Source organism: Thermosynechococcus vestitus BP-1, from assembly GCF_000011345.1.
Taxonomy (GTDB): domain Bacteria; phylum Cyanobacteriota; class Cyanobacteriia; order Thermosynechococcales; family Thermosynechococcaceae; genus Thermosynechococcus; species Thermosynechococcus vestitus.
The window spans coordinates 1,602,324-1,629,296 of record NC_004113.1; the positions used below are offsets into that span (position 1 = coordinate 1,602,324).

The 26,973-nt window shown below is 54.6% G+C and carries 27 protein-coding genes and 2 tRNA genes; 15 read left to right on the forward strand and 14 right to left on the reverse strand.

The annotated features are described in order from the left end of the window. Nucleotides 1–31 precede the first annotated feature (31 nt). Both TLL_RS07790 and hisH read left to right on the forward strand, forming a co-directional pair. Nucleotides 32–280 (forward strand): transporter, encoded by a 249-nt coding sequence (locus tag TLL_RS07790; RefSeq protein WP_011057375.1) that lies wholly within the window; start codon nucleotides 32–34, stop codon nucleotides 278–280. A gap of 84 nt (nucleotides 281–364) precedes the next feature. Beyond that, complete coding sequence (hisH, locus tag TLL_RS07795) at nucleotides 365–994, forward strand: imidazole glycerol phosphate synthase subunit HisH (RefSeq protein WP_011057376.1); 630 nt, start codon at nucleotides 365–367, stop codon at nucleotides 992–994. A 61-nt stretch (nucleotides 995–1,055) separates the two neighbouring features. Here hisH and TLL_RS07800 read toward each other — a convergent pair whose 3' ends face one another. Next, nucleotides 1,056–2,366, reverse strand: a complete 1,311-nt coding sequence (locus TLL_RS07800) for a PrsW family glutamic-type intramembrane protease (protein WP_231833749.1) — start codon at nucleotides 2,364–2,366, stop codon at nucleotides 1,056–1,058. A gap of 206 nt (nucleotides 2,367–2,572) precedes the next feature. Between TLL_RS07800 and TLL_RS07805 the strand changes: the two genes are divergently transcribed. Then, nucleotides 2,573–2,645 (forward strand) — tRNA-Ala (locus TLL_RS07805). A 14-nt stretch (nucleotides 2,646–2,659) separates the two neighbouring features. Here TLL_RS07805 and TLL_RS07810 read toward each other — a convergent pair. After that, nucleotides 2,660–3,586 (reverse strand): RluA family pseudouridine synthase, encoded by a 927-nt coding sequence (locus TLL_RS07810; protein ID WP_011057378.1) that lies wholly within the window; start codon nucleotides 3,584–3,586, stop codon nucleotides 2,660–2,662. 9 nt (nucleotides 3,587–3,595) lie between these two features. Continuing rightward, entirely contained in the window at nucleotides 3,596–4,591 is a 996-nt protein-coding gene (gene chlG, locus TLL_RS07815) for a chlorophyll synthase ChlG (RefSeq protein WP_164920891.1), read from the reverse strand. 203 nt (nucleotides 4,592–4,794) lie between these two features. Between chlG and TLL_RS07820 the strand changes: the two genes are divergently transcribed. The 5 genes from TLL_RS07820 to TLL_RS07840 all read left to right on the forward strand — a co-directional run bounded on the left by TLL_RS07820 (nucleotide 4,795) and on the right by TLL_RS07840 (nucleotide 8,681). Further along, complete coding sequence (locus TLL_RS07820; RefSeq protein ID WP_164920892.1) at nucleotides 4,795–7,854, forward strand: CHASE2 domain-containing serine/threonine-protein kinase; 3,060 nt, start codon at nucleotides 4,795–4,797, stop codon at nucleotides 7,852–7,854. A 139-nt stretch (nucleotides 7,855–7,993) separates the two neighbouring features. Beyond that, a complete protein-coding gene (gene psbE / locus TLL_RS07825; RefSeq protein WP_011057381.1) occupies nucleotides 7,994–8,248 on the forward strand; it encodes a cytochrome b559 subunit alpha in 255 nt (84 codons plus the stop codon). Nucleotides 8,249–8,255: 7 nt separating this feature from the next. Further along, a complete protein-coding gene (gene psbF, locus TLL_RS07830) occupies nucleotides 8,256–8,393 on the forward strand; it encodes a cytochrome b559 subunit beta (RefSeq protein ID WP_011057382.1) in 138 nt (45 codons plus the stop codon). Nucleotides 8,394–8,405: 12 nt separating this feature from the next. Then, nucleotides 8,406–8,519, forward strand: coding sequence for a photosystem II reaction center protein L (locus TLL_RS07835; RefSeq protein WP_011057383.1), 114 nt, complete (start codon nucleotides 8,406–8,408; stop codon nucleotides 8,517–8,519). A gap of 42 nt (nucleotides 8,520–8,561) precedes the next feature. Continuing rightward, complete coding sequence (locus tag TLL_RS07840; RefSeq protein ID WP_071823295.1) at nucleotides 8,562–8,681, forward strand: photosystem II reaction center protein J; 120 nt, start codon at nucleotides 8,562–8,564, stop codon at nucleotides 8,679–8,681. Here TLL_RS07840 and TLL_RS07845 read toward each other — a convergent pair. Continuing rightward, nucleotides 8,678–9,574, reverse strand: a complete 897-nt coding sequence (locus TLL_RS07845; RefSeq protein WP_011057385.1) for a carbohydrate ABC transporter permease — start codon at nucleotides 9,572–9,574, stop codon at nucleotides 8,678–8,680. The genes TLL_RS07840 and TLL_RS07845 overlap by 4 nt on opposite strands. A gap of 74 nt (nucleotides 9,575–9,648) precedes the next feature. Here TLL_RS07845 and TLL_RS07850 point away from each other — a divergent pair, with 74 nt between their 5' ends. From TLL_RS07850 to TLL_RS12940, 4 genes are all read left to right on the forward strand, one after another. Further along, the gene (locus tag TLL_RS07850; protein WP_164920893.1) at nucleotides 9,649–10,683 is read left to right on the forward strand and encodes a ribose-phosphate pyrophosphokinase; all 1,035 of its coding nucleotides are present in this window, start codon (nucleotides 9,649–9,651) and stop codon (nucleotides 10,681–10,683) included. Between the two features lie 36 nt (nucleotides 10,684–10,719). Beyond that, the gene (gene purH, locus TLL_RS07855) at nucleotides 10,720–12,276 is read left to right on the forward strand and encodes a bifunctional phosphoribosylaminoimidazolecarboxamide formyltransferase/IMP cyclohydrolase (RefSeq protein ID WP_011057387.1); all 1,557 of its coding nucleotides are present in this window, start codon (nucleotides 10,720–10,722) and stop codon (nucleotides 12,274–12,276) included. Between the two features lie 9 nt (nucleotides 12,277–12,285). After that, nucleotides 12,286–13,380: a metallophosphoesterase family protein gene (locus tag TLL_RS07860; RefSeq protein ID WP_011057388.1), complete on the forward strand. Its 1,095-nt coding sequence runs from the start codon at nucleotides 12,286–12,288 to the stop codon at nucleotides 13,378–13,380. Nucleotides 13,381–13,464: 84 nt separating this feature from the next. Next, on the forward strand, nucleotides 13,465–14,604 hold the full coding sequence (locus TLL_RS12940; RefSeq protein WP_011057389.1) for an AI-2E family transporter: 1,140 nt from the start codon (nucleotides 13,465–13,467) through the stop codon (nucleotides 14,602–14,604). Between the two features lie 1,252 nt (nucleotides 14,605–15,856). Here the strand turns inward: TLL_RS12940 and apcD are convergent. Then, entirely contained in the window at nucleotides 15,857–16,342 is a 486-nt protein-coding gene (gene apcD / locus TLL_RS07875) for an allophycocyanin subunit alpha-B (RefSeq protein ID WP_164920894.1), read from the reverse strand. Between the two features lie 209 nt (nucleotides 16,343–16,551). On the opposite strand from apcD, the gene serS reads away from it, so the two are divergent. The 3 genes from serS to TLL_RS07890 all read left to right on the forward strand — a co-directional run bounded on the left by serS (nucleotide 16,552) and on the right by TLL_RS07890 (nucleotide 19,304). Next, complete coding sequence (gene serS / locus TLL_RS07880; RefSeq protein WP_011057392.1) at nucleotides 16,552–17,844, forward strand: serine--tRNA ligase; 1,293 nt, start codon at nucleotides 16,552–16,554, stop codon at nucleotides 17,842–17,844. Beyond that, the gene (locus TLL_RS07885) at nucleotides 17,814–19,184 is read left to right on the forward strand and encodes a UDP-N-acetylmuramoyl-tripeptide--D-alanyl-D-alanine ligase (RefSeq protein ID WP_011057393.1); all 1,371 of its coding nucleotides are present in this window, start codon (nucleotides 17,814–17,816) and stop codon (nucleotides 19,182–19,184) included. Before serS ends, TLL_RS07885 begins: the two co-directional genes overlap by 31 nt. 48 nt (nucleotides 19,185–19,232) lie before the next feature. Further along, nucleotides 19,233–19,304, forward strand: a tRNA-Asn gene (locus TLL_RS07890). A 1-nt stretch (nucleotide 19,305) separates the two neighbouring features. Here the strand turns inward: TLL_RS07890 and TLL_RS07895 are convergent. The 9 genes from TLL_RS07895 to TLL_RS07935 all read right to left on the reverse strand — a co-directional run bounded on the left by TLL_RS07895 (nucleotide 19,306) and on the right by TLL_RS07935 (nucleotide 26,864). Beyond that, nucleotides 19,306–19,920, reverse strand: a complete 615-nt coding sequence (locus TLL_RS07895) for a response regulator (RefSeq protein WP_011057394.1) — start codon at nucleotides 19,918–19,920, stop codon at nucleotides 19,306–19,308. Between the two features lie 118 nt (nucleotides 19,921–20,038). After that, nucleotides 20,039–20,947, reverse strand: a complete 909-nt coding sequence (locus TLL_RS07900) for an AAA family ATPase (protein ID WP_011057395.1) — start codon at nucleotides 20,945–20,947, stop codon at nucleotides 20,039–20,041. After that, nucleotides 20,940–21,845, reverse strand: coding sequence for a bifunctional riboflavin kinase/FAD synthetase (locus TLL_RS07905; protein ID WP_231833751.1), 906 nt, complete (start codon nucleotides 21,843–21,845; stop codon nucleotides 20,940–20,942). Before TLL_RS07905 ends, TLL_RS07900 begins: the two co-directional genes overlap by 8 nt. 159 nt (nucleotides 21,846–22,004) lie before the next feature. After that, a complete protein-coding gene (locus TLL_RS07910) occupies nucleotides 22,005–22,265 on the reverse strand; it encodes a 2Fe-2S iron-sulfur cluster-binding protein (protein WP_011057397.1) in 261 nt (86 codons plus the stop codon). Further along, nucleotides 22,262–23,257, reverse strand: coding sequence for an aspartate carbamoyltransferase catalytic subunit (locus TLL_RS07915; protein ID WP_011057398.1), 996 nt, complete (start codon nucleotides 23,255–23,257; stop codon nucleotides 22,262–22,264). Before TLL_RS07915 ends, TLL_RS07910 begins: the two co-directional genes overlap by 4 nt. Continuing rightward, on the reverse strand, nucleotides 23,254–23,772 hold the full coding sequence (locus tag TLL_RS07920; RefSeq protein ID WP_011057399.1) for a phosphoribosyltransferase: 519 nt from the start codon (nucleotides 23,770–23,772) through the stop codon (nucleotides 23,254–23,256). The genes TLL_RS07915 and TLL_RS07920 overlap by 4 nt, the downstream gene beginning before the upstream one ends. A 5-nt stretch (nucleotides 23,773–23,777) precedes the next feature. Next, the gene (locus tag TLL_RS07925) at nucleotides 23,778–24,713 is read right to left on the reverse strand and encodes a phytoene synthase (RefSeq protein WP_011057400.1); all 936 of its coding nucleotides are present in this window, start codon (nucleotides 24,711–24,713) and stop codon (nucleotides 23,778–23,780) included. After that, the gene (pds, locus tag TLL_RS07930; protein WP_011057401.1) at nucleotides 24,697–26,130 is read right to left on the reverse strand and encodes a 15-cis-phytoene desaturase; all 1,434 of its coding nucleotides are present in this window, start codon (nucleotides 26,128–26,130) and stop codon (nucleotides 24,697–24,699) included. The genes TLL_RS07925 and pds overlap by 17 nt, the downstream gene beginning before the upstream one ends. Nucleotides 26,131–26,228: 98 nt before the next feature. After that, nucleotides 26,229–26,864 carry a chorismate lyase gene (locus TLL_RS07935; protein ID WP_164920895.1) on the reverse strand — a complete coding sequence of 212 codons (636 nt, stop codon included), beginning with the start codon at nucleotides 26,862–26,864 and terminating at the stop codon, nucleotides 26,229–26,231. Nucleotides 26,865–26,973 lie beyond the last annotated feature (109 nt).

Genomic DNA, 26,973 nt, shown 5'->3' on the forward strand with positions numbered 1-26,973 from the left:
AAAAGGATTTTGAGAAAGTCAATATCAGACTGTGGAGGTAGGGCGCGGGCGACCGATGGTGGCGATCGCTCCCCTGGAACTGCTGACCAATAGCTACGGCCTTTATGGGATTGCTAAACATCGGCAAGGAGAGGTTCCCATGGGTGCCCGTCGGATTTTTAGCCAAAATGACGCGGTTACCAATGTCAGTGGCACGATCGCCGGCGGGCGGGTTGTCCCCTTCCAGTCCCCCTATTTTGATTGGATGGTGGGGGTTGGCATTGCTGGCTTTGTCCTTTAGGAAGGTGCCATTGTGGGGGTGCAAGGGAAGCGGTGGTGAACCCCCCTGTAGAATTAGGTAGGGTTACTTTTGGGGAAATCGCCTGTGAGCGCACCAGCGATCGCCATCATTGACTATGATATGGGAAATCTGCACTCCGTCAGCAAAGCCCTTGAGGTCGTCGGCGCGAGGCCCCTCATTAGCGATCGCCCCGCGGAGATTTTCGCAGCGGATGCCGTGGTACTTCCCGGCGTTGGGGCCTTTGATCCCGCCATGGCTCGGCTTCAAGAGCGAGAATTGGTACCCGTCATTGAGCAGATCATTGAGCAGGGGATGCCCTTTTTGGGGATTTGCCTTGGTCTCCAAGTGCTCTTTGAATGTAGTGAAGAAGGAACAGAACCTGGTCTTGGCATTTTTGCAGGTAAAGTCAAACGCTTTCAGTCTGAACCTGGCCTTACAATTCCCCACATGGGCTGGAACCAACTGACCTTGAGGCCATCTGCCTCTCCCCTTTGGCAACATCTACCCCCGAGCCCTTGGGTTTATTTTGTCCACTCCTACTTTGTTGCCCCTGAGGATCCGTCATTAGTGGCCGCAACGGTGTGCCATGGTCAGCAAACGGTCACGGCAGCGATCGCCCGCAACAACCTATTTGCTTGTCAATTTCACCCCGAAAAGTCCGGCGCTGTGGGTCTGCAATTGCTGCGCAACTTTGTTGCCTTGGTTAAAGATTGATACCGAATGCTCTTGAGTCTTAAATCTATTGACTCTATTGAAGAAGCGGCAGGCCGTTGGCCTAACGGTACCCATAAAAGCGAGTGGCAAAGTTCTGCGATCGCGTGGGAGACAGTTGACGTGCTTTCAAAATAGCAGCAGTGAGAAAGACATAGGCGACACTCCCCACCACTGCCAAACCCATCGGGCCAAAACGGGCAGCAGCCGTGTTCCAAAGGGCGTGGAGGCCGGCGGCAAGACCAAGGCCAACGGTTAAAATCAAGGCAGCGCGACGGGGTCGCAAGACACTCAGCCCCACACAATAGCCTAAATAGCCCGTGTAGGCCATATGCCCCGTCAATGACCCCAACACCCGCGGAATGAGCACTTGCAAACCGGCTAAATCACCAAATTGACCCGCAATACTGGGGACGTACTGCCCAAGGGTTTCTGTCCAGGTAAAACCGAGGCCGGCAGCCGCTCCCAAAAGAATGCCATCTAGGGGTTCCCATACCCCCACCTTTTGTTTCCAGGGGCGAGGGAGCCATCGCCCCAAGCCGTAGGCCACAACAATGGGTAAGGCCTTGAGTAGCTCTTCCATTAACCCGGCACCAATAAAGTTACGGCTGAATAACACCCAAAATGAAGGATGGGGGGGAAGCCGTTGAGCGGATAAGACTGTGCGGAAGAGATAGATCATCGCTGGCAAAATTGGGCTTTGGAGAATTAAAATTTCCAGCGTCAACGTGCCAAGTAAAACCCATATCGGTTTGGGTTTGCCACAGAGTTGATAGATGAAGTAATAGGCAGCACTCCCTAAGTAGAGCGCCAAGATGACTTTGAAGGCATCGGGGGAGCCAGCGGTGGCAAAGAGGAGGATGACCGCAACAACAGTAACCATCCCCGGAGCTAGATAGGCTTTGCGTACCCAGTCGGGATGAACCGCAAAAACGGGCAGAAGTTGGGTGAGGGTGAGGGGTGGATCCGGCTGGGTGCTCACGACTTCGGTGAGGGGGAGGTATTCGAGGACAAATTCGGGTCCTTGGCGCCCTAATTGAATGCGATCGCCCGCATTCAGCACCGTTAAGGTCTCCACCCGCTGTTGATTGACATAGGTACCATTGACACTCCCCAGGTCAGCGATCGCCCACACGGGAATCGCGCCCCGCTTTTGACAGGTGAGTTGGGCATGGTGGCGAGAAACAGAGGTATAGATGTGAGCGTCAAGGACAATATGACAGGTATTGGGATCACGGCCAATAATCGTCACATCCTCTTGGGAGAGCCAAAACTGCCCCATTTCTGGGGAGACTTGTCGCAGCACACCCGCATAGGTCAGCCTTGGATTGAGGGGAGAGCGATCGCGATTCATCAGTACCCGTGTCAACTGCAAGGGGACAATGCGAATCCCAAAGTCCTACCTGCTCAGCACTCACACTCACTATACACTGGCTGCTTCATGCTTCCTTTGATCGGCAGGGCGATCGCGCCAGCACAGGGAAGGGGAAAACTTGGCTAGTGCTTCCGAGGAGGGGTTTGCTTTGTACTAGCAGTTGACAAAGGTCAGTCCTTTGGGTGATGATAGAAGTCTGCTGATTCGGGGCTATAGCTCAGTTGGTAGAGCACTTCAATGGCATTGAAGGGGTCAGCGGTTCGAATCCGCTTAGCTCCATCCAACTTAAAAACTTAAACAGTCTGCTGGCGCAATCGCTGTAGTAACCTTTCTAAGTGATCTGGTAAAGGAGCGATCGCCACAATCTCTTGGCCACTACGGGGATGCTGCAATTGTAAGCGATAGGCATGGAGAGCTTGGCCAGGAAGCTTTACTTTTAGGGGGCTGCCGCGGCCATAGAGGGGATCCCCCAACAGCGGCCAACCTAAATGGGCGGCATGGACGCGGATTTGATGGGTGCGCCCCGTTTCTAGGCGAAACTCCACAAGCGCACAGTGGCGAAAGCGCTCCTTTACGTACCAATGGGTAATGGCAGTGCGGCCTTTTTCAGGGGGCACCACCGCCATCTTTTTGCGATCCACTGGGTGACGACCCAGGGGGGTGATGACGGTTCCACGGTCCTCACGGGGCTGGCCATAGACAACACCAAGGTAGTGGCGCTGCATTTGCCGTGTTTTCAATTGTTGTTGCAGATGGTGTAGGGCAAACTCGGTTTTAGCAACAACCATCACCCCAGAGGTGTCTTTGTCGAGGCGATGCACAATCCCTGGCCGCTGGACACCGCCAATGCCGGTCAAATCAGGACAATGGGCCAATAAGCCGTGAACGAGCGTACCGTGGCTATGACCGGGGGCAGGATGCACCACTAAGTCCACGGGTTTATTGAGAATCAGTAACTCCTCATCCTCATAGAGAATACTCAGGGGTAGGGGTTCAGGGACTAAATCCAATGGCTCTGGCGTAGGGAGCACGACCTCCAGTACCTCACCACCACTGAGGGGCTGATTTTTGCGATCGCAAACTTGGCCATTCAGGCGGACGTGCCCCTGTTGGATCAACTGCTGCCAGCGCGATCGCGAGAACTCAGGATGCTGTTGGGCAAGGAATGTATCGAGGCGATTGCCCCCCTTTTCGACCTTGAAGGTTAGCGATGTCGTCATGCCCCCCAACTACACCAGCGTATGCCCAAGGGCTAAACCCACTACTAGCATCCCTAAGACGAGAAAGGGTTGAGCACTGGCTTGGTACTTCACATCGTTTTTTAGGGGATCCCGCAGGAAGTACATATCCTGAAAGACAATTTGGGGAATAATCAGCAAAATCAGCAGCACCGCATAAAGATTGGCATGGATCGCCATCAGGTAGCCCGCAATCCCCAACTGGAAAATGTCAATCATCAGGACACAAATCCAAGCTGCCGTGGTAATGCCAAACATCACAGGTAGAGACGCCAAACCCAGTTGGCGATCGCCCTCAACACTTTTGAAGTCATTGACAATGGCAATCCCCAAGCCCGCCAGACTGTAAATCAAGGTCAAGATCACAATCGTTGGCGTCAATTCACCAAAAAGGGCGTGACCTGCCCACCACGGTAAGGCAATGTAGCTTGCCCCGAGGGCATAATTTCCCAGCCAACCATTCTTTTTCAGTTTCAGGGGCGGTGCAGAGTAAATATAGGCCAGAAAGCCGCCCAGTAAGGCAATTTTGGTCACCGGGAACGTGGCATGGTCAGACCATAGATCGAGTAGAACCGCTAGAGTCAAACCCGCAACCAAAAGGAAAATAATTTGGGCACGCACTTGATTAAGGGAAATGGCTCCCGAAGGAATGGGACGGTAGGGTTCATTGATGGCATCAATCTCGCGATCGTAGTAATCGTTGAGCGTTTGCGTATAGCCAGCCATCAAAGGCCCCGACAGGAGCATACAGGTGGCTGCCTTGAGAATATCCTCCAGACTCCATGTAAATCCCCCCGAGGAGGCCGCACCACAGACCACCCCCCAAATGAGGGGAATCCATGTAATCGGCTTCATCAATTGCAGGCGAATTTTCCAGATATTGGTCTCACCGCTTTTGGCACCCTTCATGCCCAGCAGTTGACGTGCCGCTGCTGTTGTACTTTCTGAAGAGGTGGACGTCGTCGTTGAATCGGGGGTTTCCGTCATAGGGCTTGTTGTGCTCAGCAATACCTCAATGATTATAGTCCTTTCACTTTCTTCCACCTAGGGGGATAATGTTGCCCTCTGACGTGGGGAGGATGTTAAGAGTTGTTCGCCTCAATTTGCCAATCGCCCGCAGTGTAGGTCAGGATAGAACCGAAACTGCCTTTAGCATCTTTCAGCGTCAGCGCAAGAGCCCCAATTGTGCCATGAGCCCTATCTCCATCCCTGATCCTCTTAAACGTGCTTTACCAGTGGTTATGGCAGCGGCGATCGCCACGGTTGGTGTCCTTGCCCTGCGGGTGGGTGGCTTTCTGCAACCCTTGGAATTAAGAGTCTATGACCAATGGCTGCGCTGGCGATCGACACCCGCCACTTCCCAGCGACTGCTGATTGTTGAGATTACCGAGGCCGACATTCAAACCCTCAAGCAGTACCCCGTTCCTGACGAAGTGCTCATTCAAGCGGTCAATGAATTGCAGGAGTATCAACCCAGGGTCATTGGCATTGATATTTTTCGCGATTTTCCGGTTCCCGATCGCTTCAAATTGCCAACCAATGGGTTGCCCTCCCTCGGACGGGTGATGATGACCCAGCCGAACACCGTCATTGTCTGTAAGGCAGGAAGCGAAGGGGATCCTGGAATTGCCCCCCCCGCTGGACTGCTAAATGATCAAGTGGGATTTGCTGACATTCCCATTGATGATGATAGCGTGGTGCGCCGTGCTATTTTAGCAACTCAACCAGAAGCTAATGATCGCTGTTCTACCCCTCAATCCTTTGCCCTTGCCTTGGCGCGTCTTTTTCTGGGGGTTAATCCCCAAGCCGTGACTGAGAATCGCCTTGAGTTGGGGACGGCTCGCTTTCAGTCCTTAACTCGCAACTGGGGAGGCTACAACAACCTAGACGCTGCCGGGTTTCAAATCCTGATCAACTATGCCCGCCCGACCCAGCCCTATGAAACAGTGACTCTGAGCGAAGTGCTAAGGGGTGAGGTGCTGCCCTCCAAGGTGCGCGATCGCGCCGTACTCATTGGCCTTACTGGCAGCAGCAGTAACGATAAGTTTTTGATCCCAATTACCCTGCCGGAGTACACCAACCGCCTTACCCCCGGTGTTGTGGTTCAAGCAGCTATCCTTGAAGATCTGCTAGCAGCAGCTCTTGATCATCGCTCCCCCATGGGTACATGGCCCCAGGAGGCGATCGCCCTTTGGATTCTCGCTTGGTCTGGCCTCGGTGCCTTGATCATCGCCAAAGGACACCGCTGGGTGATGGTGCCGCTATGGGTTGCTGGGGGACTGGGTCTTAGTGGCCTCACCTTTGTGCTCTTTTTACAGGGGACTTGGATTCCGCTAGTGGCCCCTCTCATTAGCTTTGGCAGTGGGGCAGTTTTGATGCTTGGCTACCGTGCCTTAAGTTCTGCCGAATCAATGTCTACCCCCTCTACGCCAACGGCTGTCCCCAATGGAACCTCCGCAACTCCCTTGGAGTTCATTACTGAAGGCATTAGTCAATCAACGACAGCTGAATCAGCCCCCATTTTGGAAATTTCCGAAGTCTTGCCAACGGAAGTTTCTCGCCTAAAGACGGATACCAACGCAACGGTCCTGCAACCGGAAACGGCAATTCCCTTCACCCCCATTGAACCCACCCCACCCCCTGGGGATAAATCCTCCACAGCACCCACTCTCCTCACCGCCATCGTGGATCAAATTTCGCCCACAGAAATTCCTGAGACACCACCCCAACCCATTAATGAGAGGGAAACCTTCCTACTGGTTCACCCTGACGACGCTGCAACGTCTGCCACCGAATTGCCAAAAACCCCTGAACCCACCCCCGTTGATCTTCCTGAAACCCAGGTGGGGGTTCCTGCCCCGCCGCCAACAGTCCCCTCAGGGATACCCTCACCACTGCCCCCTGATTTACCAGAAACCCAACTGCCGGTTCCCGAAGCCTTGAGAACAATGCCGCAGACCCCTAGCGTCCCCAGTCTCGATTTGCCTGAAACGCAACTGACGCTACCAGAGCCACCGACCACGCCAGAACTGCCCTCGACGCCACCAACTCAATTCACAACCAGTGCGGACTTGCCTGAAACCCAATTGTCGGTGCCTGAGTCCGTTCGTCCAGGAGAAGTTATCTCAAATCCCGTTACCCATGGGCACATCCCCGAAACGCTACCGGAGATCCCTGCAACGCCGCCGCAATTTGCAACCAGAGCAGACTTGCCTGAAAGCCAATTGTCAACGCCAGAGGCCCCCAAGGGAGGGCAACCGGAAAGACAGCCCTCTCACCCTGACTCCTTGACCTCGATGCCTGCGGATGCCACCCCGATTCCCCCTAGGACAGTCCCCTCACCTCCATCTCCAACCACAGAGACGGCAACACCGATGGGCACCGAACCCAAAACCACTGCCATTTCTGACATCACCGCAGAACCCAGTGAACCGCTGCCACAAACGGTTGGCGGACGCTACCGAATCCTAAGTCAACTGGGGCAAGGGGGATTTGGGCGCACGTTCTTGGCTGCGGATTTACACCTGCCGGATCATCCGATTTGCGTCGTCAAGCAGTTGGTGCCCTCCCGTAAGGATGAACGTTTTTTGGCCATTGCCCGTCGCCTCTTTCAGCGGGAAGCAGAAACCTTAGCCCAATTGGGTCAGCACCAGCGCATCCCTCGACTACTGGCCTACTTTGAGGAGGGGGGATATTTCTATCTCACCCAAGAGTATGTGGATGGCGAATCCCTCAAAGAGGAGTTTGAAAAGAAAATTACCCTCTCCCAAGGGGAAGCGATTGCGATTCTCAAGAGTATTCTGGAAATTTTGCAGTACGTGCATCAGTTTGGCGTCGTGCATCGGGACATTAAGCCCGCCAACATCATACGCCGCCGCAGTGATCAACAGCTGTTTTTGATTGACTTTGGCGCAGTCCGCCATGTCCAGCCAGAGGATTTGCTCCGGCATGGCAAATATACGATCTCGATTGGTACCCGTGGTTATGCTCCTAGCGAACAAATGGCAGGACGACCCGTAATTGCCAGTGACATTTACTCTTTGGGCATGGTGATTGTTGAAGGTCTGACGGGACTTGCCCCGATGGATTTGCCCTCTGATCCCGACAGTGGGGATCTTATCTGGCAGCCGGGACGGCATCTTTCACCGCAGTTTGTTGCCATTATCAATAAAATGATCAAGTATAACTTTCGCGATCGCTACCAGAGCGCTAGGGAAGTGCTCACTGACCTCGCCAAAGCTGGCCTATAGCCTCAAAGAGGGCATCATCTCGTCTGAGGGAACAGCTTTGGGCTTCGGATGGCCAACGTCAATCCTTGTGAAAAAAGGCTGTATGATAGAGAGTACCGTTTCCTTTTTTTAGCATTAGACACTTTGGAGGCATTGCAACGTGGCTGGAACGACAGGAGAACGACCATTTTCCGACATTATTACCAGTGTCCGTTATTGGGTGATTCATAGCATCACCATTCCGGCGTTGTTCATTGCTGGCTGGCTCTTTGTCAGCACCGGTTTGGCCTATGATGTGTTTGGCACCCCACGCCCCGATAGCTACTATGCTCAGGAACAGCGGTCGATTCCTCTTGTGACCGATCGCTTTGAAGCCAAACAACAAGTCGAAACCTTCTTAGAACAGTTGAAGTAGGATTGCCATGACCAGTAACACACCCAATCAAGAACCGGTTTCTTACCCAATTTTTACGGTCCGCTGGGTGGCCGTTCACACTCTTGCTGTGCCCACGATTTTCTTCCTCGGGGCGATCGCGGCAATGCAGTTTATCCAACGTTAGGAGGGTGCACCCATGGAACCGAATCCCAATCGTCAGCCGGTCGAACTGAATCGCACATCCCTGTACCTAGGGTTGCTGCTGATCTTGGTTCTTGCGTTGCTCTTTTCAAGCTACTTTTTTAACTAAATTTCTTCACCTATAACTGAATCTGCTTAGGAGGAATTGATGATGTCTGAAGGCGGACGCATTCCCCTCTGGATTGTGGCTACAGTGGCCGGCATGGGAGTGATTGTGATTGTGGGCTTGTTCTTCTACGGTGCTTATGCTGGTCTTGGCTCCTCTCTCTAGAGATGGGGGTCTTGGCGCGTGCGCAATTGTAGCCAGAGGAGTCCAAGGGTAACCCCCAAAAGTAGCGTTGCTGCAGCAGCGGCATAGCCAAAGTCAAATAACCCAAACGCCTGTTGGTAAATATAAAATACCAGCAGGTTTGTTGTATTCAGGGGGCCACCACCCGTTACCACATAGACTTGCTCAAAACTGCGTAACGTGAAAATCGTTGTTGTTACAAACACTAAAACTAAAGTGGGTCGCAGCCCCGGCAACGTAATGTAGCGAAATTGTTGCCAAGCATTGGCGCCATCGAGGAGGGCGGCTTCATAGCGATCGCGGGGAATCGTTTGCAACCCCGCCAAAAAGACGACCAAATTAAATCCCAACTGCTTCCAGCTACTGAGCAAAATCAGCACTGGCATCGCCCAGGTGGGATCACTGAGCCAAGCAATAGGTTGCCCCCCAAAGGCTTGTACCAGTTGATTCACGGGGCCGTCGGTTTGAAACAGCCAACGAAACCCTAACCCTACGGCCACAATTGAGGTCATAGTGGGTAAAAAGTAGGCCGTACGGAGCAGATCTCGGCCCTTGATCCCTTGGTTGAGACCTACCGCCAAGAGTAGGGGGAGCACCATCGTCGGTAGCACCGTTGCCACTGTGAAATAGAGAGTGTTGCCAATCACCTGCCAAAAGTCTGGACTTAGGAGCAACTGTTGATAATTCTGCAGGCCAACCCAACGCACCCCCTCTTGACTAAAACTACCCGTCGTAAAACTGAGATAGACAAGGTACAAAATTGGCAAAAAAACAAAAATTGTCAGAAACAAAAGTGCAGGTAAAAGGAATAACCAAGCTACCCCTATCGATGACAAAAAAACATCCCCCAATCGTAGGAATTGCGATCGCGCCATTGGTAAAGATGATGACCTCAAAATTTCCTCTTGCTATAAATTCAATCCTAGGGGAGTGGCTCCCGAAATTGGAAATGATAAGATCAAAATCAAAACGCACGCCATCTTGGGGAGATGCTGTGATTCACACTGCGCCATTGCCCACGACGACCCCCTCTCACACTTCTGATCATAGTCGTCTAAAGCTGTTTTCGGGTTCTGCCAACATTGCCCTTGCTCAGGAAATTGCCCGCTACCTTGGTATTGATCTCGGCCCAATGGTGCGTAAGCGATTTGCCGATGGCGAGCTCTATGTGCAGATTCAAGAATCGATTCGCGGTTGTGATGTTTATCTGATTCAGCCCTGTTGCCGACCGGTCAATGACCACCTGATGGAACTGCTGATCATGGTGGATGCTTGCCGCCGCGCCTCAGCTCGTCAAGTGACTGCAGTGATTCCCTACTATGGCTATGCCCGTGCCGATCGCAAGACGGCAGGCCGCGAATCCATTACCGCCAAACTAGTGGCCAACCTGATTACCCAAGCGGGTGCCAGTCGGGTCCTGGCCATGGACCTGCACTCAGCCCAAATTCAAGGCTACTTTGACATTCCGGTGGATCACGTCTATGGTTCACCCGTGCTCCTGGACTACCTGCGCAGCAAAAATCTTGAGGATATTGTGGTGGTCTCACCGGATGTGGGTGGGGTAGCCCGCGCCCGTGCCTTTGCCAATAAGCTGGATGATGCCCCCCTAGCAATTATTGATAAGCGCCGCCAAGCCCACAATGTGGCTGAGGTCATGAATGTGGTGGGTGATGTTAAGGGCAAAACAGCGGTACTCGTGGATGACATGATTGATACAGCCGGCACCATTTTAGAGGGGGCGCGACTCCTGCGTCGCGAAGGTGCCAAAGAAGTCTATGCCTGTGCCACCCATGCTGTCTTTTCGCCACCGGCGATTGAGCGACTCCAAGGGGGCGATTTTGAAGAGGTGATTGTCACCAATACGATTCCTGTGCCGGAAACCCAACGCTTTCCCCAACTCACGGTGCTCTCGGTGGCTAGTATTCTGGGAGAAACCATTTGGCGAATCCATGAAGATAGCTCTGTGAGCAGCATGTTCCGCTAAAATAGGGGTTCTTGGTCGCCGAGGAGGATTGCAGGCATGGGGCGAATGGCCTTGCTCAGCACCAGTAATAAGCAGGGACTGGTGGAGTTGGCTAGGGCCTTGGTGCAGGAGTTTGGCTTTACGCTCCTGAGTAGTGGTGGCACCGCAAAGGCCTTGCAGACCGCGGGGATTCCTGTGACAACAGTCTCTGAGTACACAGGGGCACCAGAAATTCTGGGTGGGCGGGTCAAGACCCTGCACCCGAAAATCCATGGCGGCATTTTGGCACGGCGCGATCGCCCCCAAGACGAGGCCGATCTGCAAGCCCAAGCCATTCATCCCATTGATTTAGTGGTTGTTAACCTCTACCCCTTTGCCGAAACAATTGCCCAACCCAACGTCACCCTTGCCGAGGCGATCGAGCAAATTGATATTGGCGGGCCGACTTTGATTCGCGCTGCTGCGAAAAACCATGCCCATGTAACAGTGCTGGTAGATCCGAGTCAGTACGAAACTTACCTTCAGGAATTACGATTATACGGGGACGCCCAACCTGCCTTCCGCCTAGCCTGTGCCCAACAAGCGTTTGCACTGACAGCCCATTACGATCAGGCGATCGCTGAGTATCTCCAAAAAGTAACGGCCGCGGGTACTGAACCAGAAATTCTCCCCCCCGTTTTTCACCTCACGGGACGGCAAAAACAAGTCCTGCGCTATGGCGAAAACCCCCATCAACGGGCTTCTTGGTACGTCTGTGGGGCACACCCCAGGGGTTGGGCAGCCGCCCACCTGCTCCAGGGCAAAGAACTCAGTTACAATAACCTGCTGGATTTAGAAGCCGCACGGGGAGTGATTAGTGAATTCCTAGGGGACAGCCCCCCCGCTGCCGTCATTATTAAACACACCAATCCCTGTGGCGTTGCCGAGGGCAAAACCCTTGTGGAAGCCTACGAACGTGCCTTTGCAGCCGATAGGGTCTCTGCCTTTGGCGGCATTGTTGCCCTCAATCGCCCCTTGGATGGGGCCACTGCTGAAGCCTTGACCCGTACCTTTTTAGAGTGTGTGGTGGCTCCCGCCTGTGAGGAAGCGGCGCTGCCGATCCTGAAAACCAAGCCCAAGATGCGGGTTCTCACCTTACCTGAGTTGCATAGGGCGCCAACCACGGCGATTCAAACCATTGCCGGCGGCTTCCTTGTCCAAGAGATTCACCCCCTCCCCATTGATCCAGAGGCATGGCAGGTGGTCACCGCCACTGAACCCAGTCCAGAGTTGATGGCGGAACTGATCTTTGCCTGGAAAGTCGTGAAGCACGTCAAGTCCAATGCCATTGTTGTCAGTCGCGATCGCCAAACCCAAGGGATTGGGGCGGGTCAAATGAATCGGGTCGGTGCTGTGGAAATTGCCCTCAGTGCTGCGGGGGAGGCGGCGCGGGGGGGAGTGCTGGCCAGTGATGGCTTTTTCCCTTTTGCCGATTCTGTGGAAGCGGCTGCCCTTGCCGGCATTGCTGCCATTATTCAACCGGGGGGCAGTTTGCGCGATAGTGAATCTATCCAGGCGGCCAATGCAGCGGGAATTGCCATGGTCTTTACCAACCAGCGACACTTCCGCCACTAGGAAAGCGCAATGGCAGTGCGGCTTGGCATTATCAGTGATCCCCACATTGCCCTGCCGGAGACAATTCCGACAGATTACCCGCCTATTTTTCTGTATGAAATTAGTATCCCTGCCTTTGAAGCAGCCGTCACCCATCTCCTTGAACTCGGCATTGATGCCCTGCTGATTCCCGGTGACCTGACGCGGGATGGCGAAGTGGCGAACCACCGCTGGCTGAGTACCTATTTACAAACACTGTCGGTTCCCTGTTATGTGATTCCGGGGAACCACGATGTGCCGCTACCGCTAGGGGACAACTGCCGCATTGGCTGGGCTGACTTTCCCCAGTGGTATGCCCATGCAGGCTACGGCAACCCTGGCAAGCATTACTACCAAGCCCTACTTGCAGAAAATCTGCAACTGGTTGCCCTCAACTCCAACCAATTTAGTCCAACGGGACAACAGTTGGGAGTCGTCGATCAAGGACAGTTGGCATGGTTGGCGGCTCTATTGGCAGAACCCTTTGCCGGACTGCGCCTGGTCATGATTCACCACAATGTCCTTGAGCACTGGCCACAGCAGAGCCAAAGTCCGATGGGGCAGCGCTACCTCTTGGAGAATCGGGCAGAGCTATTGAACTTGTTGCGATCGGCGGGGGTGGCGCTGGTCTTAACTGGACATCTCCATGTCCAAGACATTGCCTATGAACAGGGGGTGTTTGACCTAACGACCGGTTCCCTCGTGAGCTATCCCCATCCCTATCGTCGTCTCATTTTGCAGGAACACCCCCAAGGGGGCTGGCAGGTGGACGTGGAATCCTATCGCATTGAATCCCTGAAGGCCTATCCCACCTTGAGTGATCTCTCCCGCCAATGGATGCTTCAGCGCGGCGCGGGGTTTATGGTGCGCTTTCTGACATTGCCGCCCTTTAATTTATCGGAAACTGAGGCCAAGCCCCTCGCCCAAGCCCTATCCTCCCTCTGGCCGGAAATTGCCCAAGGAGATACCCAAGTCATCCTACCGACCTTACCGGAACCCTTGGCCGCCTACTTTGCCCAGTTTAACCACAGGCCACCAACGGAGTATCCCCAGCTGCGGGACAACAATACAGTCTTTGTGATTTAGCTGATGCAAATTCCCTTTGCTTTAATGGCATTGTCCCAAAACCTGCTCTAATAGGGGGTTGAGACAGGAATTGGATGCAAAGCAGTGACATTTGGTCAGTGGATTGGCTTGCTGGTACTGGGGGTGTGTCTTTACATCCTCTGGGAAATTCGCCAAGTGTTACTCTTGGTCTTTTTAGCGGTGGTGCTGGCAACGGCACTCAACTGGCTGCAACTGCGGCTCCAAAGCTGGGGACTGCAACGGGGGCGGGCGATCGCCCTCAGTATGAGCTTGACGTTCCTAATCATCTTTGGCTTCTTTTGGATGATGATTCCTCCCTTTTTACAGGAGGCGCAGCAACTGGGTGTGTTGATTCCCAAGGGCCTAGGGCGGGTGGAAGCATGGCTGGATGACATGGCTCATTTTTTGCCCAGTGGTGGCTTTGACGACACACCGATGATCAATCGACTGATTACCCAATTAGAACCATTTCTCCAGCAAATCTTTAACAATTTCTTTGCTTTGTTTTCCAATACCCTGGCGCTCTTACTCAACACGCTGTTGGTCTTGGTGCTGACGGTGATGCTAGTGATTGATCCTCAGCCCTACCGCCGCGGGTTTATTCGCCTGTTTCCAGCATTTTACCGTTCCCGCATTGACACCATCCTCAGGGAAAGTGAACAGGCACTCTTGGCCTGGCTAGCAGGGACCGGCTTGAATATGGTGGTGATTGGCGTCGTCAGTGGCCTTACCTTGGCCCTACTGGGAGTGCGGTTGGTCTTAGCCAATGCCTTTCTAGCAGGACTTTTAGAAGCTATTCCCAACATCGGCCCTGCCCTCAGTGTAATTCCGCCAATGATTATTGCGTTTATTGATGATCCGTGGCGGTCAGTGGCTGTTCTCATGTCCTACATTCTAATTCAACAGTTGGAACAGTACCTGCTGGTGCCCCTTGTCATGGCCAAACAGGTGGCTCTACTGCCCGCTGTGACGCTGGTGTCCCAAATTATTTTTGCCACTTTCTTTGGTTTTCTCGGCTTACTCCTGGCATTGCCTCTAGTGATTGTGGGTCAGATTTGGTTTACGGAAATTGTACTCAAGGACATTCTGGATCGCTGGCAGGCCAGCCCGCCACCTGAAGCGTCAAATCCACCAATTTTGCCGCTGCCCCCGGGGATCCCACCTGCTGCCGCAAGTCCTGCCGCATCTGATCCAATTTCTGAGGATGATTCAGTAGATCAATAATTTGTTGGGCAACGGTCTGTGGGTCAATGGGACCCACCAACTCTGGCACAATTTCTCTGCCTGCCCAGATATTAGGCCACGCCTTGTAGCCGAGACCCTGTTTGACCAAGTCCCAATCTATTTCTGGCGATCGCCACAACTGCCAAAATCGCCACCAGCCCAAGCCCTTGGCGACCAGTGTCCAAAACACCAATACCGTCCACTGCCGCCCGATCGCCGGCAAGCCCACCAGCAATCCAGCTAACCCATCCCAAGGGTGTGCCCGCTGTACCCGCAGTTGTTGTGCAGGCAACAGAACAATCATCGGCACATTCAAGGCAGCCAGTTCAGCAGTATTGGCGCCAACCGTGGTCACACAGAGAGCAACCTGCCGCAGCAGGGGATAGTGGGGTAACTGCTGCCAGAGATAGATCTTTGTACCCCTTGGCGTCTCCAGATAGGGTAGACCTTCCCTTGGCTGGTTCAGTGTGGCAGTTGTGCCCTCAACGTACTTGAGCTCGGGGTTAAAGCGAGGATCGGCATAGCAACTGAGGGTGTTGAGGGTCAGGGTTGGTGCCACTGGAATTACACAGTGGATCGGGGGATGAGCCGCCGCTAAATGGTCAGCGATCCCTAGGGAAAGGGGCACCCCCAGCTTTAGTTTATTGGGCTTAGAACCCACCATCAAACCCACCAGGGGAGCATCTGGGGCAACGCCTAACTGTTGGCGGACATTGGGGAGACAATCGAGGGCAAGGGCTTGCACATCCGTCATCAAATCCCCCACCACGGCCACCTTAGCTTTGGTGTTGCCCACGGGGAGAGGACGCCGCAGCCCAATACCATCCACCCACCGTTGCCAGCGGGCCTGCCACTCACAGTAGAGCACACAGCAGTAGCCTAGACGTTTGGCCAGCAGCACCGCAAAAAGTTGATCTCCCCCCAAGAAGACCACAACCCCTTGGGGAAACCAATCCCAATTGCTGCGAGTGGTCTTTGTGCGTAGGAGGTGCCAAAATTCGGTGGCTGGCAGCACCCGATCTACCCCTGGATAGCGGCGAGCAATTTCTGCTTCCTGACCACTGGCATGGGGACAGGGAACCATCACCACTGAAACCCGCACCCCTTGTTTGACCCGTTGCCGCAGCCTTGTTACAAAAGGATAGACCCAGGTGGCCAGTTCACCGGGACCATTGCTGAGAAGCACAATTTCAAGGGGAGATGTCATAGATTCTCTTCCCCTTGCAGAAAAAATTGAGTCCCGCTAGTCTCCCTAGGACATTTCTTGAATAATGTAGTCAAAGTAGGGTGCCGCCACTTCAGCATCTTCAGTGCTCAACAGGGCCAAGGAGGCGTCCTTGAGGCAACGCATGGCTTCTGCCATCCCTGTCATTGGCACACCAAGGGAGTTGTACATTTCCCGTACCCCAATAATACCCGTGCGCTCAATGGGGTCTTTGTCACCGGCGAGGATGCCATAGGTAATCAGGCGCATATACCAGCCATAGTCCCGCAGACACAGGGCGCGCTGTTTCTGGCCGTAGGCGTTGCCCCCCGGTGAGATAAAGTCAGGCCGCTTCTGCCACAGTTGTTTGCTGGCTTGCTCAACAATGCGTTTCTCATTTTCAGCCAGAGTCGTGGCAATGCGGAGGCGTTGCTCACCCGTTTGGAAAAAGTCACTAATCGTCTGGAGTTCGCCCGTGGTGGGGTAGCGCAATTCATCGTCCGCTTTAAGAAGAACCTGACTAATGACACTCATATTGCTAACACCGCTTAATACATCCCTCATTTTAGAGGACGGCGACCCCTTATTGACGCTACCAATAATCAAAATCTCAACGGTTGATAGAGGAACTTAGCCGTCTCGATAGTAAGCAACAGTAGTAAGCAACAGTAAGATAGCTCCCTAGAGTCAATTTCCCCCTTGGTGATAGGATCAATGCGGTTTGCACTGGTTTTTGTCCACCTGTGATTGATCTAAAACAACTGCGAGAAAATCCCCAAGCCTTTGGCGATCGCCTGCGGCGGCGCGGCGGTGACTTTGACCTGGACCGCATTTTAGAATTGGATGCGCAGCAGCGACAGCTTGAACAACAGCGATCGCAACTCCAAGCCCGCAGTAATGAAATTGGTGCCCTCGTCGGCAAAAAGATCAAGTCCGGCATTGCCCCCACTGACCCCGAAATTCAAGCCCTCAAAGCTGAGGCCAACGCTCTCAAGCAAAAACTCAGTGATCTGGAGCCCCAGGAACGGCAGTTGAAAGAGGAGCTAGAGAGCCTGCTGCTGACGATTCCCAACCCCCCCAGTGAGACCACCCCCATTGGCCGTGATGAAACTGACAACGTTGAGGTGCGGCGGTGGGGGGAAGAGTATAAACCCACCTACCCTTGCCAACCCCACTGGGACATTGGAACTCGACTGGGACTCTGGGATGTGGAGCGATCGGTCAAAGTGGCTCAGAGTCGTTTTGTGACCCTATTGGGCCTGGGGGCTGCCCTTGAGCGGGCCTTGATCCAATTCATGCTTGATAGCCACCGCGAACGCGGCTATGTGGAAGTCTTGCCCCCCTTACTGGTCAATACTGCCTCGCTGACGGGAACGGGGCAGTTACCGAAGTTTGCTGAGGAGAGTTTTCGCTGTGCCGATGACGATCTCTGGCTAATTCCGACAGCGGAAGTACCGGTGACGAATCTCTACCGCGATGAAATTTTAGCCGCTGATCAACTCCCCATTTACCACTGTGCCTATACCCCCTGTTTTCGCCGCGAAGCAGGCAGCTATGGCAAAGATACCCGCGGTCTGATTCGACTGCACCAATTTAACAAAGTGGAGTTGGTGAAGTTTGTGCATCCGGAAACCTCTGCTGCTGAACATGAAGCCCTGGTGGCTGATGCTGAGTTCATTCTCCAAGCCCTCAAGTTGCCCTATCGAGTGATTGAACTGTGTACTGGGGATTTGGGGTTTGCTGCCATGAAGTGCTATGACCTAGAGGTGTGGCTCCCCGCTGCTGGCTGTTACCGTGAAATTTCCAGTTGCTCCAACTTTGGCGATTTTCAAGCGCGGCGTGCCAAGATTCGCTTCAAAGGGGCTAAGCACAAGGGAACGCAGTTTGTCCACACCCTCAATGGTTCTGGCCTCGCTGTTGGACGAACGATGGCAGCCATTCTCGAAAACTACCAACAACCGGATGGCACGGTGCGGGTGCCGGAGGTGCTGCAGCCTTATCTGAAATGCAGCCACATTGGCGGGGCAAAATCGTGAACACCACCCTAGGGGCGATCGCCCAAGCTTTGGGGTTAGATACGACGCATCCAAATCTGCCCATCACAGGAATTTGCACCGACTCCCGTCAAATCGCCGCCGGCAACCTGTTTGTTGCCCTGCGGGGGGAAACCTTTGATGGCCATCAATTTGTCGATCAGGCCGCCGCCGCTGGAGCGATCGCCCTGATGGTTGAAGCACCGCTGTCTTCTGATCTTCCCCAACTGCAGGTCGCCAATACCCTGAGTGCCTATCAACGGTTGGGACAGTGGTGGCGGCAGCAATGTCCAGCCAAAGTCATTGCCGTCACTGGCTCCGTGGGCAAAACCACCACCAAGGAAATGATTGCCGCTGTCCTCAGTCACTATGGCGCGGTCCTCAAAACCGAAGCCAACTTCAACAACGAGATTGGCGTGCCCAAAACACTTTTACAACTGGAACCCCACCACCAATTTGCGGTGATTGAAATGGGCATGCGTGCTCGCGGTGAAATTGCCCTGTTGAGCCAGATTGCCCAACCGGATGTTGCGGTGATTACCAATGTTGGGACTGCCCATATTGGCCGCCTTGGTTCCCGGGAAGCCATTGCCCAAGCCAAATGCGAACTTCTTGCTGAAATGCCCCCAGGGGGAACAGCAGTGCTCAATGCCGATAGTCCCCTACTTTTGCCGACAGTGGCGCAGGTCTGGTCAGGGCGCACCATCACCTATGGCCTTGAGGGGGGCACCCTACGGGGAATTTACCAACCGCCCCAAACCCTCCATGTGGGTGGACGCACCTACACCGTTCCCCTTGCGGGGGCACACCATGCCCTGAACTTTCTGGCTGCCCTTGGCGTGCTGCAGGCCTTGGACGTCGAGAGCGATCGCCTGCCTGTACAGTTGACCCTAGAATTGCCCAGTGGTCGCGGTGGTCGCTATCGCCTCGAACCAGATATTCTGCTCCTAGATGAAACCTACAATGCGGGCCTGGAATCGATGGTGGCGGCTTTGCACCTGTTGCGATCGCTCCCCGGTCAGCGCCATCTGGCGGTTCTTGGCCCGATGCGGGAATTAGGCGCCTTTTCTCTCTCCTTCCATGAGCAGGTGGGGGCAACTGTGGCCCAACTGGACCTCGATGGGCTCTTCATCCTCGATCAAGGTGAGGAAGGGGCAGCCCTGGCGCAGGGGGCAGGGCAGATTCCCACTCAACAATTTGGTTCCCATGAAGAATTGGTGGAGTACCTATTGCGGGAGTTGCAAGCGGGCGATCGCCTCCTCTTTAAGGCCTCCCATGCCGTTGCCCTTGATCGAGTGGTCAATCAACTGCGGCAGCGCTGGCCAAAACTGCAGTCGGGTTGAGGCTTGCCAACAGGGGTCAACTACGCTACACTAGAAAATTGCTGATATTCCTCAGTAGCTCAGCGGTAGAGCGGTCGGCTGTTAACCGATTGGTCGCTGGTTCGAATCCAGCCTGGGGAGTTTAATAACTGGAGCCGCGATAGCGACGGCGGCGCTGGCTCATATCTTCACTCTTGGGTAGCGGAGCTGTGTCAGCAGCGGTGCTAATGCCCCGATACTGGGTATTGGGTGGGGCAGCCAGAGGGAGCAGTGGCGGTGCGGCTGGAGTCGGGGCTGGTGGCGGTGCTGTTAAGCGACTCAGGCTCTCCATCAGGGCATCCTGCTGAATGGGTAGGGCATCGAGAATCTCCAACACCCGAGTCAGATGGGAAACGGCTGTAGCCATGAGACTGGACTCTTGGATGCCGGGCAAGAGATCCACAGCCCCCATACGTAAGGCCCAGCGCCGTTCTACTGCACTAATTTGGTGATCCCGACCCGCCGTAATGACCACCGGTATCCCCGGAAAACGAGACTGGGCCACCTGACAAAAGCGGTAGGGATTGGTGAGCGTCATCCCCATATCCAACAGGAGCAGTTGGGGCAATGCGACGCCAGCGGCTGCCATCCCCTGTAGCACAGCAAGGATGTCAGCATCCAGGTTTTCCCAAATGACAGTCATGTTTTGACTGCTGAGGATGTTGTGCCAAATTTCTCCCTGCCGTTGGAGGGCCTGTGTCATGAGTATCGTTGTCATAAATGCCTAAATCCTTCGACGGTTGCGAGGGCGATCGCGATGTTAAAAACGCTTAACACTAAGATGACAGGTTGGCGATCGCAGAAATGTTCATAGAGAACAGTCGCGTTCACTCTCCCTAGGGGACCGGAACCATCTCCAGCAATTCTGCCACACAGGCACGCCCTGAGTGCCCGGCTGCTGTAATCAAACGATGAGCCAAGACGTGGGGAGCCAACTGCTTGACATCATCGGGAAGGACATAGTCACGGCCATTGAGGAAAGCCAAGGACTGAGCCGTGCGCTGAAGCATCACAGTACCACGAGGACTGACCCCCAAGGTAATGCGATCGCTTTCGCGGCTGGCCCGCACAAGGGCAAGAATGTATTTTTGCAAGACTGAATCCACCCGCACCTGTAGCACCTGCTGCCGCAACTGTTGAATCTCCGCCAAGCTTAGGCAAGGTTCCAGTTGGTTGACATCTAAGCCCCCCTGCACCCGTTGCAGCATTTGTAGCTCCTCTTCCTCGGTGGGGTAGCCCAAACTAAAACAGAGGGCAAAACGATCCAACTGCGCCTCCGGCAGGGGAAAGGTGCCTTGGTACTCCACCGGGTTTTGGGTGGCAATGACGAAAAAAGGCTGAGGCAGGGGATAGGTGACACCATCAATGGTGACTTGGTACTCCTCCATGACCTCTAGAAGTGCCGATTGGGTCCGCGGGGTGGCACGGTTAATCTCATCCGCCAGCAGGATATTGCAGAACACAGGACCTGGGCGAAACTCAAACTCCGCTGTTTTGGGATTCCAGATATTGGTGCCCGATAGGTCCGTGGGTAGGAGATCGGGGGTGGCTTGGATGCGCTGAAAGGTGCCCGCCAGCGATCGCGCCAGGGCTTTAGCTAAGAGGGTTTTTCCCACCCCTGGTACATCCTCCAGCAAGACGTGTCCCCCCGCCAGCAATCCCACCAACAGCAGCTCAATGGCCGCTTCTTTGCCCACCATGACCTGTCCAAGGTGATTTCGCAGTCGCTGTAGGGGTTCACGCATAGGAGACGACTCGTTCTAGGAGATCAACCGCTACTTGGCAATCGGCGGCAATTTGCGCCCGTAGGGCAGCCAAACTGGGCAGTGTTAACTCAGGACGAATAAATGCCTCCAGGTGGAGCGTGATCTCTTGGTTGTAGAGATTCCCCTGCCAGTGCAATAGGTGCACTTCCGTCCTGACCTCCTGCCCCCCCACTGTGGGTCGCACGCCGATATTCACTACCCCCAAGTGCTCCCTGGGGAGAGCTGGCCCGCTGACACGGCAGGCATAGACGCCGTAGCGAGGCAATAATTTTTCGCGAGGGAGGACTAAATTGGCCGTAGGAAATCCCAACTGACGGCCCAACTGTTCCCCTTGAGTTACCGTGCCTGTTAAGGTATAGGCGCGTCCCAGCAGCTCCCGTGCCAAGGCCACCTCTCCTGCGGCAAGGGCGGCTCGTACTGCGGAACTACTCACGCGATCGCTCCCCCGACAATAGGGAGGCACAATATGCACCACAATGCCAAAGGGAGCACAGAGACTGCGCAAATCCTCTGCGGTTCCCGATCGCCCCCGCCCAAAGCCAAAATTAAAACCAACACTCAACACCTTGGCCTGCAACTGCTGTACCAAAATCTGCTCAACAAACTCTAAAGGCGAGAGTTGGGCCAGGGCCTGGGTAAAGGGCAGGACAATCACCTGTGCAATGCCACACTGGTGCAAAAGGGCACGTTTTTCAGCCTCTGGGGTCAGCAGCAGTCGCTCTTCTCCCGTAAAAAATGCTTGGGGATGGGGCGAAAATGTCATCACTGAAGGGTAACAGTCGGGAGGCGCTGCTTTAAGAAGAGTACGGATGACCTCTTGATGCCCTCGATGGACACCATCAAAGTTGCCCAGGGCGATCGCCGTCGGAGTTTGCAAGGGTACGCCGCTCTTAAATTGACACAGGAAACATTTTGACACATCTCACCCAAGTGCAACACGCCAGAAAACTCCCCTTGGGATTTTCTATTCACTTCATAGAATAAATTCGACGTCTCATCTCATTTGATCTTGACCCCTGCCTAAGCTTGCCTTGCCTCACCAGGTGGGATCGCGAAAAACATAAGCCGTAATGTGGGGGCAGTCCTCTAAGGGGGCGGGGTCGCGATCGCCCGCAATCGTGGAGATACAGGCGCGAATTTCCTGGCCGTCCTCCAGTTCGAGGGTACAGGCACCGCAACTGCCCATGCGACAACCCGTGGGAATCTCTACCCCCGCGCGGGCTGCGACGCTCAGCCAAGCTTCACCCGCTGTCGCTTCCACAGACACCTGATCCGGCAAAAACGTTACTCTAATCATGGCTTGACTCCGTGGTACGTTCCCATCAAATACAGTAATGCCATCCGCACTGCCACCCCACTGCTGACCTGCTGATTGACTAAGCTGAACTGGGGATCGTCCAGCAAGGCCGAACTCAATTCCACACCCCGATTCACAGGTCCCGGATGCAACACTCGGACATCGGGTCGGCACAGGCGCAGCCGCTCATGGGTCATGCCAAAGTGTTGATGGTATTCCCGCAAACTGGGAATTAAGTACTGATCCATGCGTTCCCGTTGCAGGCGCAGGGTCATAACAATATCGGCATCGGCTAGGGCGGGTTCCAGTGTCCAGTGGAGGGTTGCCCCATAGTCTGCAAATTCTGGCGGCAAAAGGGTGGGCGGCCCTGCCAAGTGAACATCGGCCCCAGCGGTCTTGAGGCTATAGAGGTTCGATCGCGCCACGCGGGAATGGCGAATATCGCCAACAATGACAATTTTCTTCCCCTGCAACAGGGCACAGCGGGGCTGACGCGGATCGTAGAGTTGGCAAAGGGTAAACAGATCCAGGAGCGCTTGGGAGGGATGCTCGTGCAAGCCATCGCCGGCATTGAGAACCGCCACTTGGCCGCCAAGGCGGTCCATTTCCGCAGCAATCGTATGGGGTACGCCCGACTGCCGATGGCGAATCACCATGAACTCTGCCCCCATCGCCCACAGGGTCTTAGCGGTATCGAGGATGGTTTCCCCTTTATTGAGGGCTGAGGTGCCGGGAGAAAAGTTGAGAATATCCGCAGAAAGACGTTTGGCCGCCAGTTCAAAGCTATTGCGAGTGCGCGTCGAGCTTTCAAAGAAAAGATTGGCCACAACCCGCGCTTGGAGGGTGGGGACTTTTTTGGTGCGACGATTCAGGACTTCCTGAAAGCTCAGGGCTGTTTGCAAAACAATATCTAGCTCCGCCACTGTAAAGTCCTGGAGGGAGAGGACGTGGCGACGCTGCCATTGCAGAGGTGGCGTGAGGGTAGGGGTCATGGACAGGGGGTGAGGGTTTGAGCAAGATCAGCGGCTGTCAGTTGTTCGTAGCGTTCAAAGGGCTGATGGATCCACGGATTGTCGGGCAGGTAATGAACGTAGTAGTCCGGACGAATGCAAGAGGCCGCTTTGTACCAGAGGACAGCGGTGCGCACTTCCTCCACTGCAAAACCATATTTAACCTCCAGCCAGCGCAGGGTTTTTTGCAATGAAAGACCAGAGTCCACCAAATCATCCACCAAAAGGACATGGCTGCCCAAGGTCGCGGTGGTCATCGTTAAGTCCCGCGCAAAGGTAATGCGACCGCGCTCTTGATGATTGACACCGCCATAGGAGGACACCGCCAGAATTGCCAGGGGCTGATTAAAGAGGCGGCTGAGAATATCCCCCACCCGCAGGCCGCCCCTAGCCAGGCAGAGGATTTGATTGAACTGCCATCCTGATTCATGGATGGCGATCGCCAACTGTTCAATCGTGCGATGATACTCTTGCCAATCCACGTACAAATCTGCCATGGTGCCTAGAAGCTGGCCTTGAGCCAAGAAACGGGAATAAAAAGCAGCTTGCGCCAGTCGGAAACAAAGGCGCGCCGATTAAAGACATCGTAATCGTTAGCTTCGATGACATCAAGAATCTGGCGATAGAGCATCAGCGCTGACCACACAGGCCAACGGGCATCCCGCTCAAGGTAGGCAACCCCCACTTCTGCTTCTCGATAAAATTGCCGTGCCCGCTGAATTTGAAAGCGCATGAGTGCCCGCCAGCGATCGTCAATCACTCCGCGCTGTAGGTCTTCTTCAGTGTAGTTAAAGGCAGCCAAGTCCTCTAGGGGCAGATAGATACGCCCCCGCCGCATATCTTCACCCACATCCCGCAGGATATTCGTGAGTTGATTGGCAATGCCAAGGGCAATGGCCTGATCCTTGAGGGTCCCTTTGGCCTGATAGGGATCCACCCAAGGGGCACAGAGGCGATCGCTATAGGGGTCTCCTCCCATGACCTCAAGGGACATCAAGCCAACGGTACCCGCCACGCGATAGCAATAGAGTTCCAACTCGGCAAAAGTTTCATAGCGACTGCGGCGCAAGTCCATCCGCTGCCCAGCAATCATGTCCCGAAAGGGTTGGATGTTGAGGGGATAGTGTTCCAGCGTCGCCGTCAAGGCCAAGTCCATAGCATCATGGGGACGGCCGCTAAAAATATCCTCAAGGCGAGCTTCCCATTCATCGAGGGTGGCCAGTGTTGTCGTTGCTGCTTGCGGGCCATCCACCAGTTCATCGGTGCGCCGACACCAAACGTAAATCGCCCAAATGGCGCGGCGCTTCGCAGGGGGCATCAACAGCGTGCCGAGGTAAAAGGTCTTGGCGTAGGTGGCAGTTACCTGACGACACAGCTCGTAGGCTTCGTCGAGGGAAACCAGGGGAGGGACGTACTCGGCTCTAGGCAGTTGCAGCATTGGCGACAGTCGGAGTAGAGGGTTGGGGGGGCTGTGGGGCGTTGCTCTCTGCGAGCCGCTTCGCGATCGCCTGCGCTGTCAGCTTACCAGAAAGTACAGCCCCTTCCATACTCCCTAGGTAAGGCTGCAGGGTGTAGCTCCCCGATAGGAAGAAGTTAGGAATGGGCGTAGCCTGATGGGGGCGAAAGGCTTGGCGACCGGGGGTGGCTTTATAGACTGAGCGGGGGGTTTTGACCACCGCTGTTTTCAGCACTTTAGCAGGTTCTGGTAGGTGATTGGGGAAGAGCTTGGCCAGTTCCGCAAGGGTGGCCTCAATAATGTCCTCATCACTACGCCCAATCCACTCCGCCGCAGGCGCCAAGACCAGCTCTAGCATTGACTTGTCGGGATCGGCATAGCCCCTGCAGGTTTCGCTCATATCGGCATACACACTCAGCAGGGGCGATCGCGAGAAGAGCAGGTGATCCACCGTGGGCAATTTGCGATCAAACCAGATTTGGACGTTAATGACAGGGACGCCTTCGAGGCCATTGAGCTTCTGGAAAAAGGGCAGGTCTTGCCACGGCTTCGGCAGCAACAGTTTAATCGCATCCACAGACATTGCCGACACGTAGGCATCGGCAGTCACTTCAAAGCGCCGTTGTCCCTCGCGATCGGCCATCACAAAACTTTGCACTGAAAGGTCTTCCTTGAGAACAATTTCCCGCAGGGCAACATTGGTATGGACTTCACCGCCCCGCGCTGTCACGTAATCCACAATGGGCTGACACAGCCGTTCTGGGGGTGCCCCATCCAAGAAAGCAATTTTTGAGCCATAGCGCTCCCGCAGGAAGCGGTTCATGGCCGTCAGGGGAATCGTGGCCGAGACTTCATCGGGGTTCAGGAAGGTGAGTGCCTTGGAAGCGGCAATAAAAATATCGGAGTTTACCCGCTCATCGATCCCTTGGCGGCGTAGCCACTCTAGAAGGGTATACTGATCCATGGCCTCGACGTATTTTTGGCCGCGCACAATCGCTGGCCACAGCCCCAAGGCAAAGCGCAACTTTTGCTCCCACGTCAGCATATCGTTGTTGCGCAAAATGGAGAGCAGCACATTAAAAGGGGCAGGAATATCCGGGACATCAAACCACGAGAGCACCCCTGGCTTTTCCGGTTGGTTAAAAATCAGGGCATGGCGTTTCCATTGCAGGCGATCGCTAATCCCCAATTCCTCTAGGAGTTGCAGCATATTGGGGTAGGCGCCAAAGAAGGCGTGCAGGCCCGTTTCCACCCAATCGCCATCGGCATCCTGCCATGCCGCGACCAAGCCACCAAGAACATTGGCACGCTCAAACACAATGGGGGTATGTCCTGCATCCACTAGATACTTGGCACAGGCTAAGCCCGCTAGGCCACCACCGGCAATTGCAACTCGCATGAATGACGCTACCCTAACTGACGAAGATGAACTCGGTCCCCGAGGGGGATAAAAATCTTTTCATATTATATTTACAAAACGTTACGGAAACACGCGTCTTAGGCGAAGGGGAGGGCTGAATTTGCCCAATAGGCTGTACTTCCCATCGGGCCAAGGTAACGGCAGAGGTAGGGAGAAAAAACTTCATAGATGAGGGTAATGGGGCGGCGATCGTGCCAAAAGAGGTAGTGGCGTCCCCAAAACGGTCCGGCTTCGCCAAAGGCCGCCGCCAAGGTTTCAGAGTGCCCTAGATACACCGCCTGAATGTCCCGATAAAGCTCCAGCTTGCGCTGCGCGAGGTTTGTCCAAATGGGCATGGCACGGTTTTGCAAATACTCATCCACATGGGCGGCTTCCCACCAGGAGGTGGCATAGGCCAAGCGTTGACCCGAGGCTGTTCGTAGCCACACTTGACGCCGTAGCCGTGGGCCGGGAATCAGTTGCAGTTGCGCTGGGGCGCGATCGCCGGCATGGCCAATGGCCGACATATCAATCACATCCACTTCCGTGGTTTCGCCGGTCAGCAGTTGCAAGTGGCGAGTGGGGGAGCCATCCCCAAGAATCAGGATTTGCCACGCCGGCGCTAAAAGATCATGGGGCAATCCTTGGGCGATCGCCACCGCATCCCCCTGCCAAATGGGATCCAGGGCATGCCAAGGGGTTGAGCAGGTGGAGGGCAACAGCGAAACAGTCAAGAACGTGACACAGCGCTTAACAAAACTTCGTTAATTGTAGCAAGGATTTTATCTGTCGCTTAGGAGGACCGCAAAGACCACCGCCTAGAGTACAGTCGTAGTGAGCAGC